Raw genomic sequence first — 18,441 nt, forward strand, 5'->3', positions numbered from 1 at the left:
GCACCGCGCCTCGCATCTCGCCCCCTCGCGGGCGCGCCGGCGCGCACCAGCCCGCCGGAAGCGGTCAGCGCGCCGGGCCGCGCGGGTGGCAGGACCAGCAGCCGAACCCCGCCGGCTCGGCCTCCGTCCACTCCGGCAGGCCGAGCAGCCGCGCCATCTCCGGCTTGACGACGTCCTTCATGAACGCGACGACGCGCGGGTGGCGCGCCGCGTAGTCCGGCCAACCGGCGCCGAAGTCGAGGGCCGGCAACTCCGGGTTGGGCATCGCGAACGTCCCGTCGACCGCGCCGTCGCCGTGGCACGTAAGGCAGGTCGGCTTGGCGTATCGGTCGGGGTCGAACGCGCGGAACGCCTCCGCCATGCGCGGCATCACGAGGGTCTTCATCACGTCCAGCCGCTCGCGCCGATCCATGGCCGCCCACGGCTTGTCGCGACCGGGTACCGGCCGCGCGGCCGTCGCCGCGGCGGGCGTGGCGTGCGCCGGACCGCCGGCCGCCGAGCCCCCCGGCGCGGCCGGCGCCGCGCTCGTCGGCGTCGCCGTCGCCGGCGGCGGCGGCGCGGCCGGACGCGCCGGAACCGAGCCGCACGAAGCGGCCGCCCACAGCGCAACCCCCGCGCTGCACGCGGCCGCCGTCCTCGACCCTCTCGACAGACGACGCGGCATGCGGGCAGTGTCGCGCGGCGCGCCCGCCATGTCGACCCGCCGCGCCGCTGAAGCCGGGAGCTGACGGCGCGCTCCGACCCGCGTATTCTGGCCGAGCCATGCGCAGCCGCCCGCTCGCCGCCCTGCTCTCGCCGTCCGCCTGCCGCGGCGTCGCCGCCGCGCTCGCCGCCGCGCTCGCCGCGTGCGCCGGCGACGCCGGTCCGACCGCCGACGCGGGCGCGGGCCCGAGCGCGGCGCTGTTCGAGGTGCCGCGCGCCGGCGGCCCGCCGCCATCCGGCTTCTACGCGCTGCCGTTTCCCAACGACATCCGCGCCGGCGACGACGGGCGCATCGATCTGGCCGACTACGTGCGCCCCAACGCGCTCATCGACAACTACATCGAGGCGATCGCCGCCGAACAGCGGTTCTTCAGCGTCAACGCGCCGGTGTTCTTTCGCTTTACCGCGCCGATCGATCCCGCGTCGCTGCCTGCGGATCCGGCGGCCGCGGCGGCGGACGGCGCGTCGGTGTACCTGGTCGACGTCGACCCCGACTCCCCCGAACGAGGCGAGCGCAGGCCGCTGCGGTTCCGGTTCGAGCACTACCCCGGCGAGACGATCGGCGCCGACTGGCTCGCCGTATTGCCGTACCCGGGTTTCGTGCTGCGCGAGCGCACGACCTACGCCGCCGTCGTCACGCGCCGCGTCCGCGCGGCCGACGGCTCGCCGGTCGCGCGCCCGCCCGACCTCGACGCGATCCTCGCCGACGCCGCACCGGCCGACCCGGACCTGGCGCGCGCGCACCGGCTGTACGCGCCGCTGCGCGCTTGGCTCGACGAGCCCGGCGGCGACGAGCGCGCCGACGTGGCGTCTGCCGCGGTGTTCACGACCGCCGACGTCACCGGCCCGATGACGCGGCTGCGACAGGCGGCGCTCGCGGTCGCGCCGCCCGCGCTGCGCGACCTCGCGCGCGTCGACGAGCGCACCGATTTCTACCTGTACGACGCCGCCTACGACGCGCCCAACTTCCAGGCCGGCGACGTGCCCTACATCCCCGACGGCGGCGCCATCGTGACCGACCCGGCGACCGGACTGCCCGCAGTCCAGCGCATGGAGCCGATGCGCGTCGCGTTCGCGATCCCGAAGGGCACGCCGCCGGCGGACGGGTGGCCGATCGTGTTGTACGCCCACGGCACCGGCGGCGACTACCACACGTTCGTGCGCAACGGCGTCGCCGCCGAACTGACCCGCCGCGGCCTTGCCGTCGCCGGCATCGATCAAGTGCTGCACGGGCCGCGCAACCCGGGCACATCGCCGGAGATCGCGTTTTTCAACCTGCAAAACCCACAGGCCGCTCGCAACAACACCCTGCAGGGCGCGGTCGACAACGTGACGCTGCTGCGCCTCGTGACGGCCGTCGACGTCGCCGACGGCGACGCCATACTGCGATTCGATGCCGGCCGCGCGATGTTCTTCGGCCACAGCCAGGGCGGCCTCACCGGCCCGCCCTGGCTCGCGGTCGAGCCGTCAGTGCGCGGCGCGGTGCTCAGCGGCGCCGGCGGCTTGCTGTACCTGTCGCTGCTACACAAGACCGAGCCGGTCAACATCCCCGATCTGCTCGCGGTGTTGATCCGCGACGTGCCCCTCGACGAGTTCAACCCGGTGCTGGCGATGCTGCAGATGTGGCTCGACGGCTCCGATCCCGCGTCCTACGCGCGGCTGCTGGTGCGGGAGCCGCCGCAGGGAGGCGACGCCAAGTCGATCTTCCAGTCCGAGGGCCTGCCGGACCGCTTCACGCCCAACCCGGCGATCCGCGCGTTCGCCGTCGCGATGGCGATCCCGCCGATCGAGCCGGTGATCGAGCCGATCGACGGCCTGGCGCTGCGCGGCCTCACGCCGCTCGCGCCGCCGGTCGCCGGCAACGCCGGAGGCGCGACGGCCGGCCTGCTTCAGTACGACGAAGTGCCCGGGTCCGACGGCCACTTCGTCGTGTTCGACCGCGAGGACGCACGCCGCCAATCGGCCGAGTTCCTCGCGACGCTGGCGGCCGACGGGGTCGCCACGATCGTCGCGCCGTGACCGCCGCGGGCCGCCGCGCGCTCACACGAGCAGCTTGCGGGCGGCCTCCGCGAGTTTGTTCGCGGCGTCCGGGGTGTCGGCGTCGGGCCGCGGCGGCACCGCGAGCCCGCGCTGCACCGCCGGCCGCGCCGCAATCGCTTCGAGCCAACGGCGCAAGTGGTCGAGGCCGTCGATGTCGATCCCGCTCCACTCGTACGTCCGCGCCCAGCAGAAGTTCGCGATGTCGGCGATCGAGTAGTCGCCCGCCAGGTAGTCGCCACGAGACAGTTGCTTGTCCAACACTTCGAGCAGCCGGCGACTCTCGCGCTGGTAGCGCTCGATCGCGTAGGGGATCTTTTCCGGCGCGTAGCGGTAGAACACGTTGGCCTGGCCCATCATCGGCCCGACCCCGCCCATCTGGAACATCAGCCACTGCAGGACCCGCGACCGCCCCTTGCGGTCGGCCGGCATCAGCCGCCCGGTCTTCTCGGCCAGATAAACGAGGATCGCTCCCGACTCGAACACGACGAATCCATCCTCGTCCTCGTCGCGGATGACCGGAATGCGGCCGTTCGGGTTGAGTTCGACAAACCAGGGCTGCTTTTGCTCGCCGGCCATCAGATCGATCGCCCGCACGCGATAGGGAAGCTGCAGTTCCTCGAGCGCAACGGAGATCTTGTGGCCGTTGGGAGTCGGCGCGGTGAACAACTCGATCATGTCTCCTACCGTAGCGCGTGCGCCGCCGCCGCGACAGCGCGGCCGCGCAACCCGGCCGAACTGGACCGGCGCGGAGACGCACCACCCGCGGCGCGGCCACCGCGGCGGTCGCGGTCCGGCCGCGCGCGTATACTTGCGCCATGCGCGCGCTGGTCGTCACCCAACCCGGGCCGATCGCGAACCGGCCGCTGGTCGCCGCCGACCTGCCCGACCCGGTGCCGGGGCCGGGCGAGCTGCGCGTGCGGGTGCGCGCGTGCGGCGTGTGCCGGACCGATCTGCACGTCGTCGAGGGCGACCTCCCGCCCGTGCGCGACCGCGTCATTCCCGGCCACCAGGTCGTCGGCGTGGTCGACGCCCTCGGGCCGGGCGCACGCCGGTTCCGCGTCGGCGACCGCGTCGGCATCGCGTGGCTGCGCAGCGTGTGCGGCGCGTGCGACGCGTGCGCTGCCGGCCGCGAGAACCTGTGCCCGAACGCGCAGTTCACCGGCTACCACGCCGACGGCGGCTACGCCGAGTACGCGGTCGCGCCCGAGGCGTTCGCCTACACCATCCCGGATGCGTTCACCGACGTCGAAGCGGCGCCGCTGTTGTGCGCGGGCATCATCGGCTACCGCGCGCTGGCGCGCGCCGCGTTGCCGCCGAGCGGTGCGCTCGGCCTGTACGGCTTCGGCGCATCGGCCCATGTCGTGCTGCAACTCGCCCGCCATCGCGGCGCGACCGTCTACGTCGCGACGCGCGGACGGTCGCACCGCGCGCTCGCCGTCGAGTTGGGCGCCGCGTGGGCCGGCGCGGTCGACGAGCCGCCACCGGCGCCGCTCGACAGCGCCATCGTGTTCGCCCCGGCCGGCGCCGTCGTGCCGCCGGCGCTGCGCGCGCTGAAGCCGGGCGGCACCTGCGCGCTCGCCGGCGTGACCATGACCGACCTGCCGGCGATGGCCTACGAGCCGCACCTGTTTCGCGAAAAGACGCTCACGAGCGTCACCGCGAACACGCGCGCCGACGGCGAAGCGCTGCTGCGCGAGGCGGCGGCGATCCCGGTTCGCCCGCGGGTGGCGACCTACCCGCTGGAGGCGGCCCCCGACGCGCTCGCCGACCTGGCCGGCGGCCGGATCGACGGCGTCGCGGTGCTCGTCGTAGACGGCGCGACGTGACCGCACCGCGCGCGCGTCAGCACGGGCGCGGCTCGCCGGCGCACAACAGGTCGACGACCCAGCGGGCGTAGGCGCGGCGGTGCCGCTGCGGCGCGATCTCGAGCCGGAGCTGTACGCCGAACGCATCGTCGCGACGCCACGCGACCCGGCCGGGCAGCTCGAGTTCGACGCCGCCTGCGACGAACTGTACGGTGACCTGCGCGTCGGGCGCGACGGGCCCGTTCGACTCCTCGCACACGAGGCCGAGCCCGCCGGGCGACACCTCGCGCACCACCACCGGCAGGTCGCGCCGCGTTCGATGGATATGCATCGAACCGGCTTGTTCGAACGGAACACGCGGGAACTTCCGGCGGGATGGCGCGTTCACACCTCCGTTGTATCCCCGCGCGGCCGCGCGGGGAAGCGAAACCGATAATCGCCGGTTTCCTCGTAATGCACGTTACCCGACCGAGCCTACGTGATCGCCACACTCGGTGTGCACCCGGACCGCGGCGGTCGCGATTCGCCGGCGACGCGCCGGTCCGCCCCCGTCACCCGGCCCGCCGCCGCCGGCTCACGAATACCCGCGTCCGGCCGTCGCCGCGGGGGCGTGACGGCCGCGGCGGCGCCGGGATCGGCTCGGCCGGCGTGTCGAACAGCGACGCGCAAAACGCGCGCACACGCGCGGGCACGGGCGACGCGCGCAGCTCGGTTGCCACCGTCTCCAGCGCCGCGGCCAGGTCGTTCGCGTCGCGAAACCGATCGTCGGCGCGGCGCGCGACCGCGCGGCGCACGACCGACTCGAGCGGGCGCGGGTAGTCGGCGCGCACGTCCGACGGCCGCGGCAGCGCGCCGCGCGCGATGCGGGCGACCGGTTCGCCGGCGGCGAACGCGCGCTCGCCGGTGGTGAGTTCGAACAAGATCGCGCCGAGGCTGTAGACGTCCGCCCGCGCGTCCCCGCGCGCGCCGGCGAGCAGTTCCGGCGCGGAGTAGCGCGTCGCGGTGATCACCGCGCGGCCGGCGACGTCGTCGCAGCGGGCGGCGCCCCAGTCGACCACGGCGACGTCCCCGTCGTCGGACACGAGGACGTTCGACGGCGTGACGTCCCGGTGGACGACGCCGCGCGCGTGCGCGTGGCGCAGCGCCTCGGCGGCCCGGTGGACCACGGCGAGCGCCACCTCGTCGGGAACGCGCCGGCGGCGCAGCGCGGCGCTCGCGGCGATCGCCTTGAGCGTCCGGCCGGCGACGTAATCGAACGCGATGTAGAACCGGCCGCGGTCGTCGCCGCAGTCGACCACGCGGGGGATCGCCGGGTGCGCGAGGGCGGCGGCCACTTGCGCCTCGCGGATGAACGCGCGCAGCCGGTCCCCGGCGACCGCCGCCTCGGGCGCGATCACCTTGACCGCGGCCCGCAGGGCGACACCGGCGGCGGTGGCGCGCTCGGCGAGCCACACGTCGGTCGACCGGCCACGGGCGAGAATGCGGCGGGGGATGTAGGGGCCGAACGGCTGCATGGCGCGGTCCGGCGGCGACGACCAGGACTGCAACACGGCGGCCAACGCGCGCGCACGCAAGTTCGGCCAGTTGGCGGCGCGCGCGTGGTGCCCGGGGGCCGCGGGGCGGGGAATTTCCTCGCAGCCGGTGCCGCCCCGCGCGCGCCGTTGCCCCGCCGGGGTTGCCGCTCGGTGGGCGGCGCGGCCGCGACCCCGCGAATTGGCCGCTCGGCGGCGTTCGCGCAATACTGCGGGCGGCGATGGGGGCGCCCACGCATTGACAGCGGGCCGCCGGCGAGTCGCGGCGGTCGCGGCGGTCGCGGCGTGCACCGCAGCGGCGGCAGCGCGCGCCGGTGGGGACGCCGCGCGCGTCACCGGCGCGGTGTTCGTCGACGGGCCGGCGCGCGACGGCGCGTTCGATCCGGCGAGCGGCGACCTGCCGCTGGCCGGGTACCGGGTCGAGGCGGTCGACGCCGCGGCGCCCGGCGTCCCGGTCGCGTCGACCGTCACGGGCCGCGACGGCCGCTACGCCCTCGAGGGACTCGCGCCCGGCCGCTACCGTCTGCGCGTGCTGTCGCCGACCGGCGTCGAACTGGCCGAGTCGCCGCCGGTCGACCTGACCTCCGGCGGCACCGCGCGCGATCTGCGGGTCGATCCGACCGGTCGCGTCTACGACGCGGTCACCGGCGCGCCGGTCGCGGGCGTGCGCGTGCGCGTCGAATACGACGGCGGCGGCCTGGTGCCCGCAACCGCCATGGGCCTCGGCCAACAGGGACAGGTGACCGCCGGCGACGGCATCTACCGCGTCGACTTGCCGCCGGGCCGCTACCGCCTGGCGCTCGACACGTCGCAAGTGGCGTACGCCGCGCCGTCGCTGCGCATCCCGCCGCGGCCCGGATTCGCGCCCGCGGGTCCGGTCGTGACGTCGCCGCTGCCGGAGGTCGACGGCGACACCACCTATTACTTGCAGTTCGATCTGCAACGGCCGGGAGACGCGGTGTTCAACAACCACATCCCGGTCGACCCGCTCGCCGCGCGCGTCGTCCTCACCAAGCGCGCCGATCGCCCCGCCGCCGCGCCCGGCGACGTCGTCGCGTACACGATCGCGGTCGCCAACCGCACGTCGCGCGACCTGCGCGGCGCGAGCGTGCTCGACACGCCGGCGCAGGGCCTCGCCGTCGTGCGCGACAGCGCGCGCGCGGCGATCGCGGGCCGGCCGGTGGCGGCCGCGGTTCGATTCGACGGCGGCCGATCGCGCCGGATCGCGCGGTTCGGACCGTTCGACCTGCCGGCGGGCGCGACCCTCGAACTCACGTATCACGCGGTCGTGGGCAGCGACGTCCGCCCCGGCGACCTCGACAACCGCGCGGCCATGGTCGACGCCGCGGGCGTGAGGCTGTCGACCGTGTCGGTCGCGCGCGTGCGCGTCGCGGCCGATCCGGACTTCGACGAGGGCCTCGCGGTCGGCCGCGTGTTTTGCGACGACGACGGCGACGGGCTCCCGAGCGCGGGCGAGCGCGGCGTATTCGGCGCGCGCGTATACATCGACACCGGCTCCTACGCGCGCACCGACGCCGACGGCCGCTTTCACCTGTCGCAGATCCGGCCGGGCGTCCACGTCGTCAAGCTCGACGCCGACAGCCTCGCCGGGGGGACGCCGCGAGGAGATCCGGCGCGGCCGATCCATTTCACGGCCGGTCTGCCGGCGCGGGTGGACCTGCCGGTCCGCTGCGCCGGCGAGGTCGTGCGCCGCGGCCACCCGGCGATGACCGTGCGCGACGCCGCCGGACGAGGCGAACCGCCGGGGCGGCGCGTCACGGTGTCCGGCTCCGTGCGCGACGCGACGGTCGCGATCGACGGCGTGCCGGTCGCCTTGCCCGGGGCGGCGGTCGTGCCGGCGGACGGCCGGTTCTTGCTGCGCCACGGCGCGCCGCCCGGGGTCGCGCCGCGCGAGTGGGTGCTGGCCGTGTCCCGCCACCGGCCCGACGGCTCGTTCGAGCGGACGGTTCGCCAGTGGCGCGGCGCCGGCGCGCCGCCTCCGCGGGTCGACTTCGACGGGCGCGACGACGCGGGCGCGGCGCTGCCGCCCGGCCTGTACAGCGCCCAGCTCGCGGTCGCGTACGCAGGCGACGACGCCATGGCGGTGAGCCGCCGGGCGCCGTTTGCGATCCAACCCGACGCACCGCCGGCGCCGCCGGCGCCGGAGCCGGAAGTGTGGCGCGGCGATCTGTTTCGCGGCGGGCGGCGGCCGCGAGCCACGGCCGAGCTGCGCCGACGCGTCGCGGCGGTCGTCGCGCGGCTGCGCCCCGGCGACCGCGTCGCGGTCGAAGTGCACGCGGACGGGGCCGGCGACCGGCTCGCGGCGATGGCGCGCACGGCGCGGGAGGCCAAGCTCGTCGCGGAGCTGTTCGCGGCCGCCGGCGTCGCCCCCGACCGCATCACGGCGCGCGGCCGCGGGGCGGCCGAGTTGCTCGCCGATCCCGGGGACGCCGCCGGCCGCGATCGCAACCGGCGCGTGGTCGTGGCGATCGTGCCGGCCGCCCGGCCGACGGCGCGTCCGGCCGCGCACGTCGACGTGCCGAAGGCCCTGCTCGACGGTCGCGACGCGCGCGCGACCGTCGCCGGCCAGCCGGTGCCGATCGATGCGGACGGTCGCTTCGAGGTCGTCGCCGAGCTGCCGGCGTGCGTCGAGGTCGGCGCCGCCGACGGCCGGCTGTCGATGCTGTGCATACAACGACCTCCGGACGGGCCGCCCGCCCGCGAACTGGCGATCCGCGGCGACCTGACCACCGGCACCGTCGTCATCGGAGGACGCGAGGTCGAACCGCAGCTGTTCGCCGTCGACCTCGCGATCACACGCGCCGCAGGTGGCCTCGACCTCGCGCCGCGCATCCCGGCCCGCCTGCCGGTGGCGGCGTGGCGCGTCGTGATCCGCGCGGCCGACGGCGCGGTCATCCGCGACGCCCGGCACCCCGGCCCGCCGCCCCCGGTGATCGAGTGGGACGCGCGCCCGCTCGTCGCGGGCCGTTCGTACACGGCGGAGCTGTGGGTCGAGGTCGCGAACGGCGTGGTGGCGGCCTCGCCGAGGCGCCCGTTCGTGTACGACCCGCCTCCGGCAGTGGAGGACCTGCCGGCCCTCGCGATTCGAGGCCGCCTGTTTCGCAGCCGCGGCCGCCGACTGCGCGCGCGGTTCGCCAACCATCTGTCGCGGATCGTCGCCGCGCTCGCGCCCGACGAACGCATCGCTCTGTCGCTGCAGGTCGCCGTGCCGGCCGACGCGCCGATCTCGGAACAGCGGTTGGCCGTCGCGGTGCGCGCCCGCGCGGTGCGGCGCTATCTCGACCGACTCGGCCTTCCCGCGGATCGCTATCGGCTCGACGCCGCGCCCGCGCGCGACCGCGGCGACGCGCTGCGGGTCGGCCGACTCGGCGCGCGGCCGCCGCCGCCCGCCGCACCCGCCGCCGCGCCGTCGCTGGTCGTCGCCGGCCAGCCGATCGCCACCGACGGCAGTGCGATCGACGCGCGCGTCACCGTGCCCGCCGGCGAGGACGTCACCGTCGAGATCGCGCTCGCCAGCGGCGCGCGCGCTCACCTCACCGTGCCGCCGCCGCCGCGCGCCGCGCGCCCGGCCTCGGTTGCCGACGACGCGCCGGCGACCGGCGCCGCGACCGAGCCCGCGGCGTGGGCCGACGCCGCCGACGTCGCCATCGAGTTGCCGCCGGCCGGAACGACGCTGCGCGCGCGCGCGCTGCCGGTCCGCGGCCGGGTCCACCCCGGCAACCGCCTCACGATCGACGGCCGCGCGATCGACGTTGCGGCCGACGGGCGGTTCGCCGCGATCGTCGAGCTCCCCGCCGGCGCCCACACCCTGCGCATCGAATCGACCGACCGCGACGGCTACGTCGCTGAGATCGAATGGCCGGTGCGCGTCGCCGCATCGGCGACGTTCGTCCTCGGGCTGGCCGAAGCCGCCGCCGTCGCCGGCTACGACAGCCTGCGCGGCGCGTCCGCCGACGATGCGTGGATCGACGGCATGACCGATGCGACGACGATCGCCATCGGACCAGTGCGCCTGCACGGTCGCGCCGCGCTGTACGTCGTGAGCCGTCTGCGCGACGTGCGCGTCACCGCGCACGTGGACACGGCGCGCCGGGCAGCCGGCGCGCCGCTCGGCGAGCAGGTGATCGACCCGGCCCGCGGCTGGGCCACGTTCGGCGATGACGCCGCCGAGGTGCGCGACGCGCAGGCGCGCGGTCCGATCTATCTGCGCGTCGAAGACGGCCGCGGCGGTTCGGCGACCGTCGGCAACATCCGCACCGGCGTCCGCGGCGGCGACCTGCTGCGCTTCTCTCGTACCGTATACGGTGCCGAGGTCGACGTCGACGCGGTCTCGGTCGGCGCGCACACGGTCAGCGCCCGCGCGTTCACGGCGTTCGACACCGCCGGCCTGTCACGTGCGATCGACCTGTTTCGCGCGACCGGCGGATCCCTGTACTACCTGCGCCACGCTCACGTCGCCGAAGGCTCCGAACGCGTCCGCATCGTCGTGCGCGATCGCGACAGCGGCCTCATCGCGAGAGAGCGCGTCGCCGTCCGCGACGTCGACTACACGATCGACTACCCGTCGGGCCGGGTGCTGTTCCACTCGCCGATCGCGTCGGTCGCGGACTCCGGCTGGCTCCTCGACAACCTCGACCGCGGTGCGAGCCCGCTCGACGGCCACCCGGTCTACGTCGAGGTCACCTACGAGCACGAAGACGGCGGTGCCGGCGGACCGCCCGCCGGCGCATACGTACGCGATCGCATCGGCGACGTGGCGATCGGAGCGGGCGTGGTGACCGAGGGGCGCGACGGGGATGCGTACATGCTGTGGGGCGCCGACGCGCAGTGGACGGTCGGTCCGCACTCGCGCGTGCGCGCCGAAGTCGGCGCGTCGCGCGCGGCCGATGCGTCGAACGCGGTGTCGTCGGACGGCGGCTTGACGTTCGCACCGGCGGGCACGGCGACCGCGGCCTACAACCTGGCGTGGAAAGTCGCCGCGGAATTCGCGGTCGGAGCGGCGACCACCGCGCGACTGCACGCGCAGCAGATCGACAGCGGGTTTTCGTCTGGCGCGACGCTACTCGAACAGGGGCGCACGAAACTGGGCGGCGAGGTGGTCCGCCGCATGGGCGACGGCGCACTGGCGGTGCGCCACGAGACGGATGTCGGCGCGGTCGACGACCGCACGAGCGCCCGCACGGCCGCGCAGTGGAGCCGGCGCCACGGCCCGTGGCGCTTCGCGGTCGAGTTCGGCCATCATTACGTCGACGGCGCCGGGGCCCACGACGCCAACCGAGCCGGGATCGGCGCGCGCGCGGCGCGCCGCCTGTCGGAGCACGTCACGCTGCGGGCGGGACAGGAGGTTCAGGTCGCGCTATCCGGTGACGACCCGCAACTGCGCGGCGTCGCCGACGGCGCCGTCGCCACCGCCGGCGCCGACATCGAGGTCGCGCCCGGCGTGGTCGTGTCGGCCGACGAGGCCGTGCGGTTCAACGGCGACAACGCCACCCGCGTCGGCCTGACCGCGCCGCTGGGCGACGGCGGTTCGATGTACGTGCGCCAACAGATCGGCGCGGCCGGGGACGGCGGCGCCACGGCCGCCACGATCGTCGGCGCGTCCGACCGCGCGGGCCGCTCCGGCCGCAGCTACGGCGAATATCGGGTCGAGGACGGACCGCTCGGCCGCCGCAACCGCGCGGTGTTCGGCCTCGGCCACGGTTGGCGCGTGGCCCGCGGCGTGCAGATCGGCCTCGGCTACGAACACCAACAGGTGTTCGGCGGCTTTTCGCCCGACGGCGCGCCGGTGGGCGACCAGCGGCGCGACGTCGCCAGTGCGCGCGCCGCGATCACGCGGTGGCGCGGCGTCGTCGCCGGCGCGCGCGCCGAACTGCGTTGGGACGAGGGCGACACCGTCGACCGCGTTCAGCTCGTCGCCGGCGCCGGGGCCACCGCCGCGGTCACGCGCGAGATCACGGCGCTCGCGCGGATCCGGCTGCTGCGCACGGTCGACGCCAGCAACCAAAAGTTGCCATATCAACCGGAACACCTGCCAGACCGGTTCGATGCGGCCGACCACACCCACATCGTCGCCGGTTGGGCCTACCGGCCGCTCGGGGCCGCGTGGCTCACGCTGTTCGCCCGCTACGCCTACCTGATCGACCAGCGACCGACCGACCGGGCGGGCGGCACGCCGGTGACCACGAGCCACGCGGCGGCCCTCGCGCCGATCGTGCGGCTGCCGTGGCGCCTCGAGCTGTCCGGCAAGCTCGCGTGGAAGAAGACGCGGCTGCAGACCCCGGAGCCCGCCGCCAGCCCCGTCGCCGCGCCGGCCGTCACGCGCACGGATGCCGTGCTCGCGCTCGCGCGACTCGCCTATCGCGTGGCCGGCAACTGGGAGGTCGCCGGCGAGGTCCGCCGGCTGTACGCCGGCCGGCCGGGGCGCGCCGCCAGCGCGCGAGACGGCACGCTGTGGGAGATCGCGTATACGATCGCGGGGACGCTGCGCCTCGGCCTGGGCTACAATTTCAGTCGATTCTCGGACAACGAGCTGGGAGATCTCGAACGCGACGCGCACGGACCGTTCGTGCGCCTGATGGCGCATTACTGAGCGGAGCGCGCGCGGCGTCCAACCACCGCGAGGAGACATGGCTCGAAAACGCTTGGGTGAAATCTTGATCGAGGCGGGTGTGCTGGACGAAGCGCGCTTGCGCGCAGCGCTGGTCGAGCAACGCCGCTGGGGCGGCCAACTCGGGCGCATCCTGATCGACATGCGCCTGATCTCCGAGGACGTGCTGGTGCAGGCGCTCAGCCGCCAGCTCAACATTCCGGCGGTCAACCTCGATTCGCGCGACATCCCCGACGAGGTGATCGAACTCGTGCCGGGCGACATCGCGGAACAGCACGGGCTGGTGCCGTTCCACCTCGAGGGCAAGTTCCTCGACGTCGCGATGACCGATCCGACCAACCTCGGCATCGTCGACGAGTTACGCATCCGCACCCAGCTCAACGTGCGACCGTACCTCGCCGGCCCCAAGATGATCGAGCGCGCGCTGCGCAAGTACTACGGCCGCGGCAATCCGTCCATGCCGCTGATGCCCGCAGCCGGCGTCGACCCGGCCGTCGCGGTCGATCCCGCGGTGATGACCGACGGCATGCAGCTCGTCGACCTCGAGCGACCGGCGGCGCCGGCCGCCGGGTCGCCGGCGATGACCGCCGCACAGATCCGGGCGCACGGGGCCGCGCTGCACGCGCCGCCGGCGCCGGCCGACGCGGCGATCGCCAACCTGCAGGAGCGCATCGCCAAGCTCGAAGCACTCGTGCACCGCGACGAGGACGTCCTGCGCAAGCTGATGGGCCTGCTCGTCCAAAAGGGCGTGGCGACGCGCGAGGAGATCCTCGCGGCCATCAAGTAGGGCCGCCGGCCGATCCGGTGCCCGGCGGCGGCATCAGCTTGCGCATCGACGCCACGATGTCCCGCAGGCGCATCGGCTTGTCGAGGAAGACGTCGGCCCCCGCGGCGAGCGCCTCGCGGCGGGCCGAGTCGCCACCGGCCGACACCGCGAGGATGGGCATCCGCGCGAGCTTCGGATCGGCGCGCACCGCGGCGATCAGCGACGCACCATCCATCACCGGCAGATAGACGTCGACCACGAGCAGGTCGTAATGCGTGCGCGCGAGGCGGTCGAGCGCGTCGCGCCCGTTGGCGGCGGTGTCGAAGTGATAGGCGCGGTCGTCGCCGAACGCGCGCCGACTGCCGCCCGCGACCCCCTCTCGGATGAGCCGCGCGACGTGAGAATTGTCCTCGACGACGAGCACGCGCACGACTGGCACGACGAGGTTCGGATCGCGGGCCCGCAACCGGTCGAGTAGCGGCTGCAGCTCGGCCGACAGCCCCGGGCCGTCGACGAACTCGATGCCGATGCCGCGCTCGTCGTCGCCGGCATCGCGCGTCCACCGCACGACGCCGGGCACGCGGATCGGGGCGACCAGGCCGGGGAACGACAGTCGGAGGACGACCTCCGTGCCGACCGCGAGCCTGCGCGCCGTGCGCACGAACGTGCCGCCCTCCGACAAGTTGGCGGTGAGATCGGCAGACAGGTCGTCGGCCCCGTCGTACTCGACGACCAGAGTCACGGCCTCGCGCCGATGGCGCCGATGGTCAGCGTCGCTCATCCCTCCCGGGTTCCACCGGATATCTTATCAGCATCGGCGCGCGCCCGGATGCCGGCCAGCGCGGCGACCCCGCCGAGCACCGCGACCGCGCCGGCCACCGACAGTCCCACGCGCAGCGATCCGACCCGGTCGGCGATGGCGCCGACGACCGCCGGCGAAAACGCGTCCCCGAGAAAGTGGACGAGGAAAAAGTAGGCGCCGGTCGCGGTGGCGTGCGCGCGCGCGCCGACGACGTCGTGCAGCGCCGCGAGCACGGGCCCGGCGTAAGCCGAGTTGAGCGCCGTACCGAGGCCGAGGCTCACGTACAGCAGCACCAGCGAATTGGTCCACAACCCGAGCGCGACGAACGGCGCGCCGAGCAACGGCCCGAGCCCGACGACGAGCAGCCGGCCGCGCCCCGGCATGCGGCGCTCGAGCCGGTCGGCGAGCACGCTGCCGCCGACCACGCCGGCGATCGCCGCCCCGATCACGACCGGACCGAACGTCGCGCCCACGCGCGCCGACATCGAGGCGTCGCCGCCGTAGTGGTACCGGATGATGAACGGGTGTCCCCAGTACTGGAGGGCGCCGACCATGAACGTGATCAGGATGCCCGCGGCGTAGACGAACGCGACGCCGCGCGCGCCGAACACGAGCCGGAGTTCGGTCGAAAACGGCCGGCGCGGGCCGCGGTCGGCCGCGCGCGAGCGGGGACGCTCGCGGATCGCGAGCGAGGCGGCGGCGAGCGCGAAGCCGGGCGCGCCAACCACGAAGAAGGCCGCGCGCCACCCCCAATACGTGCCGACCACCGAGCCGAGCACGATGCCGAAGCCGCCGCCGAGCACCATTCCGGCCTGAAACACGCCGAGCGCGCGGGCGCGCGCGCCGGTCGAGAACGACTCGCTGATGAGCGCCGTCGCCGCCGGCGCGTAGGTCGCCTCGCCGATCCCGACCGCCGCGCGGCTGGCGAACAGCTGGCCGAACGTCCGCGCGAACCCGGCCAGCGCCGTCGCCGCGCTCCACAGCGCGACGCCGACCGCGATCATCTTGCGGCGCACGAACCGATCGGCCGCGATGCCCAGCGGAATGGACGCGACAGAGTGCACCACCATGAACGCCGACTGAAGCAGGCCCGCCTGGCCGTCGGTCAGGCCGAGTCCTCCGCTCGCGGCCGGCCGCTGCACAAAAACGACCAGGCCCGACAGGACCTGACGGTCGACGTAGTTGAAGAAGTTGACGAGCGCGAGCACCGTGAGGATCGCGTACGGCGACGCGATCCGTCCGTGCGGCGGCTCGTCGGGGGCGGTCATCGGCCGCGCATGATACCGCCAAGCGCCGCGTTACAGCGTCACGACGAACCGCGTTCCGCGGCCGGGCGCGCTATCGACCTCGATCGCGCCGCCGTGCTCGCGAACGATCTGAAGGGTGAGCGCCAGGCCGAGCCCGGTGCCGCGGTCCTTGGTGGAAAAGAACGGGTCGAACACCTTGTCGACCACGTCCGGGGGGATGCCCGGTCCGTCGTCGGCGACCTCGATCTGGACGCGACGGCCGCCGGGCGCCAGCCGGGTCCGCACCGCCACGGTGCCGCCGCCCGCCTCCTCGAGCGCGTCGGCGGCGTTGCGCAGCAAGTTGAGCAGCGCCTGGCGGAGCTGCTGATCGTCCACTTCCACGCGCGGCAGCGCGGTCGCCAACTCCGCGACCACGGTCGCCCCGCGCGCCGCGAGCGGCTCACGCTCGAAGTCCACCAGCTGTTCGACGATCGCGTTGATGTCGTGCGGGTGCAGCTTCGGCTTCGGCAGCCGCGCGAAGTTCAGGTACTCTTCCGTGATCGACGTCAGCCGGTCGACCTCGGTCTGGATGGCGCGGCACAGCGCGCGCGCTTCTCCGGCCGCGTCGCCGCCGAGCGCCGCGAGTTCCTCCTCGAGCAGCTCCGCGTTCAACCCGATCGACGACAGCGGGTTGCGCACCTCGTGCGTGATGCTCGCCGCCATCTTGCCGACCACGGCCAACCGCTCGGACCGCACGAGGTCGCGCTCGCGCGACTCGACGGCGCGGCCCATCACGTTGAACTCGCGGGCGAGTTCGGCGACCTCGGCGGGTCCGCGCTCGTCGATGCGGCTGGCGTAGTCACCGGCGGCGATCCGGCGCGCGGCGAGCTGAAGCCGCTTGAGCGGCAACAGCGATCGCGTCGCCCACACCGCGACCAGCACGCCCAACAGCACGGCCAGCCCGCCGAGTCCCAGCGTGAGTTGCCGCACGTACGACTCGCTCTCCTCGAGGTGCAGCGCCGTCGCCTCGACGATGCGCCGCTGCCACCGCCAGAACCGCGACAGCCGGCTGCGCAGCTCCGTCTCGCTGCGGACGAGCCGCTCGAGCGCCTGCTGCGCCCGGTCGCGCGCCGCCGCATCCCGCGGCGCGACGCCCGCCAGCGGCGGATCGGCCAGCAGCGCGTCGTACAGCGGCGCCGCGCGATCGATCGCCTCGGCGAACTCGGCCAGCTGGCGCCGAATGTCGGCGACGCCGGCCCGGTGACCCGGCGGCACGTCGCGCAGCGCGTCCGCCATCTCGATTGCCTCGCGCAGGTCGCGCGCCCGCGTGGCGAGGTAGCTGCGCAGGCGCGCCTCGACGCGCGCGGCGGACGACTCGGCGGTCACATCGTCGAGGAACTCGCGCAGCTGGGTCTGCTTCTCCTCGAGTTCCTTCGCCTGGAGCGCGAGCGGCACGTAGCCGGTGCGAATCAACCGAATCTGGCGCCCCAGCCGCGACAGGTTCACGACCGAGTACGCGGACACCCCGCCAAACGTGACGATCAGCACGGCGAAGGCCACGACAATCCGCGCCGAGATCGTCGTGAGACCGCGAATGCGTGCCATGCCGGCAACCCTACCGCGAAAGCCGGCCGCCGGTCGTGCCGCGCCGCGCGGGCCCCCGCAGCATCGGCGCTCATGTATATAATGAGCGCCGATGCTGCGCCGCTCGCTCTCCGCCGCCGTCGCCCTGTGTCTGTGGCTCGCGGTCGACGCGCTCGCGTACGCCAAGCCGACCGTCGCGATCCTCGGCCTCGAGGTGATCGACGACGGCTCCGGCATCGACGAGCGGTCCACCGCGTTCGCCGCCGAGTTCACCAACGCGCTCCGGCACCGCGCGATGCTCGGCAAGGGCAGCTATCAGCTCGCGCCGAACAGCAACAAGGACCTGCTCGAACTCAAGCTGCTGTCGGACTGCGCCGACGAGGGGCGCGCGTGCATGGCGGCGATCGGCCGCGAGCTTCGCGCCGACGCCCTGATGTACGGCAAGGTCGAAAAGCGTGCCGAGGGCTTCCAGGTGTCGCTCAAACTGCTCAACGTCGAAACCGGCACGATGGAGCGCACGTTGAGCGAGATCGTCCCGTACGACGCCGCCGCAGGCGACAAGCTCAACGAGTGGGCCCGCACGCTGTACAACCGGCTCACCGGTGTTCCGGACACCGGCTCCGTGCGCGTGCGCGCCAACGCGAGCAAGGGCACCGTGTACGTCGACGGCGAGGTCAAGACGACGCTGAGTGCCGGCGGCGCGACGGTCAGCGGCCTGAGCGAGGGGGTCCACGCGCTGGCGGTCGAGTCCGACGGCTTCGACCGCTACGAATCGCAGATCACGATCTCGCCGGGGGAGGTGCTCGATGTGACCGTCCATCTGGAGCCCGCGACCCGCGGCGGTCCCGAGCGGCCCGGCAAGGTGTCGCGCGTGCTGTTTTGGACGTCGGTCGTCGCGACCGGCGCGTCCGTCGCTGCGTTCACGATCACCGGCACGCAGGTGCGCAGCCTCGAAGATGACAAACAGGAGCAGTTCGAGCGGCTCGTCGCCAACGGCGCCGACGTGAGCAACGCACCGCGCGACAGCAACGGCGACTTCACCGACGTGTGCGCCATCGCCGAGAACAACCGCGGGGTCGCGGGCGCGCAAGACCTCATCGACACCTGCGAAAAGGGTCGCAACCGCGCCCTGCTCACCAACGTGCTCATCGGCACGTCGGTCGCCACGGCACTGGCGGCCACGTACTTCTATTACAAGGGCTACATCGAACCCGGCGGCGCGGACAGCCGCGAGGCCGGAGCGGTCACGGTGACGCCGGCCGTCGGTCCCGGCGTGGTCGGCGCCGGCGTCGAAATCACATTCTGAGCCGCGCCGGATGGCGGCGACCAGAGGGCCGCTGCCCCCCGAGCCGGGCC

At 74.4% G+C, this 18,441-nt stretch carries 13 protein-coding genes; 6 read left to right on the forward strand and 7 right to left on the reverse strand.

All coding sequences use genetic code 11. The features are described 5' to 3' along the window. Window positions 1–64: 64 nt before the first annotated feature. Window positions 65–412 (reverse strand): hypothetical protein, encoded by a 348-nt coding sequence (locus tag D6689_12275; GenBank protein ID RMH40909.1) that lies wholly within the window; start codon window positions 410–412, stop codon window positions 65–67. Here D6689_12275 and D6689_12280 point away from each other — a divergent pair. Both D6689_12280 and D6689_12285 read left to right on the forward strand, forming a co-directional pair. Beyond that, window positions 411–728, forward strand: coding sequence for a hypothetical protein (locus D6689_12280; protein ID RMH40910.1), 318 nt, complete (start codon window positions 411–413; stop codon window positions 726–728). The genes D6689_12275 and D6689_12280 overlap by 2 nt on opposite strands. Window positions 729–762: 34 nt before the next feature. After that, window positions 763–2,721, forward strand: coding sequence for a hypothetical protein (locus D6689_12285; protein ID RMH40911.1), 1,959 nt, complete (start codon window positions 763–765; stop codon window positions 2,719–2,721). A gap of 21 nt (window positions 2,722–2,742) precedes the next feature. Here D6689_12285 and D6689_12290 read toward each other — a convergent pair whose 3' ends face one another. Continuing rightward, a complete protein-coding gene (locus D6689_12290) occupies window positions 2,743–3,417 on the reverse strand; it encodes a glutathione S-transferase (protein ID RMH40912.1) in 675 nt (224 codons plus the stop codon). Window positions 3,418–3,557: 140 nt separating this feature from the next. Here D6689_12290 and D6689_12295 point away from each other — a divergent pair, with 140 nt between their 5' ends. Beyond that, a complete protein-coding gene (locus tag D6689_12295) occupies window positions 3,558–4,568 on the forward strand; it encodes a zinc-binding alcohol dehydrogenase family protein (protein ID RMH40913.1) in 1,011 nt (336 codons plus the stop codon). Window positions 4,569–4,584: 16 nt separating this feature from the next. Here D6689_12295 and D6689_12300 read toward each other — a convergent pair whose 3' ends face one another. Both D6689_12300 and D6689_12305 read right to left on the reverse strand, forming a co-directional pair. Next, window positions 4,585–4,935, reverse strand: a complete 351-nt coding sequence (locus D6689_12300) for a PilZ domain-containing protein (protein RMH40914.1) — start codon at window positions 4,933–4,935, stop codon at window positions 4,585–4,587. Between the two features lie 163 nt (window positions 4,936–5,098). After that, a complete protein-coding gene (locus tag D6689_12305) occupies window positions 5,099–6,061 on the reverse strand; it encodes a serine/threonine protein kinase (protein ID RMH40915.1) in 963 nt (320 codons plus the stop codon). Between D6689_12305 and D6689_12310 the strand changes: the two genes are divergently transcribed. Next, window positions 6,060–12,689 carry a DUF11 domain-containing protein gene (locus D6689_12310; protein ID RMH40916.1) on the forward strand — a complete coding sequence of 2,210 codons (6,630 nt, stop codon included), beginning with the start codon at window positions 6,060–6,062 and terminating at the stop codon, window positions 12,687–12,689. The genes D6689_12305 and D6689_12310 overlap by 2 nt on opposite strands. Window positions 12,690–12,726: 37 nt before the next feature. After that, on the forward strand, window positions 12,727–13,494 hold the full coding sequence (locus tag D6689_12315) for a general secretion pathway protein GspE (protein RMH40917.1): 768 nt from the start codon (window positions 12,727–12,729) through the stop codon (window positions 13,492–13,494). Here the strand turns inward: D6689_12315 and D6689_12320 are convergent. The 3 genes from D6689_12320 to D6689_12330 are packed head-to-tail and all read right to left on the reverse strand — an operon-like array spanning window position 13,487 to window position 17,106. Next, on the reverse strand, window positions 13,487–14,254 hold the full coding sequence (locus D6689_12320) for a TIGR02266 family protein (protein ID RMH40918.1): 768 nt from the start codon (window positions 14,252–14,254) through the stop codon (window positions 13,487–13,489). The genes D6689_12315 and D6689_12320 overlap by 8 nt on opposite strands. Next, window positions 14,251–15,543, reverse strand: coding sequence for an MFS transporter (locus tag D6689_12325; protein ID RMH40919.1), 1,293 nt, complete (start codon window positions 15,541–15,543; stop codon window positions 14,251–14,253). The genes D6689_12320 and D6689_12325 overlap by 4 nt, the downstream gene beginning before the upstream one ends. Window positions 15,544–15,573: 30 nt before the next feature. Then, a complete protein-coding gene (locus D6689_12330) occupies window positions 15,574–17,106 on the reverse strand; it encodes a HAMP domain-containing protein (protein ID RMH40920.1) in 1,533 nt (510 codons plus the stop codon). 91 nt (window positions 17,107–17,197) lie between these two features. On the opposite strand from D6689_12330, the gene D6689_12335 reads away from it, so the two are divergent. Beyond that, the gene (locus D6689_12335) at window positions 17,198–18,391 is read left to right on the forward strand and encodes a PEGA domain-containing protein (protein ID RMH40921.1); all 1,194 of its coding nucleotides are present in this window, start codon (window positions 17,198–17,200) and stop codon (window positions 18,389–18,391) included. Window positions 18,392–18,441 lie beyond the last annotated feature (50 nt).

Source organism: Deltaproteobacteria bacterium (genome assembly GCA_003696105.1).
In the GTDB taxonomy this organism is placed as follows: Bacteria; Myxococcota_A; Polyangia; order Haliangiales; family J016; genus J016.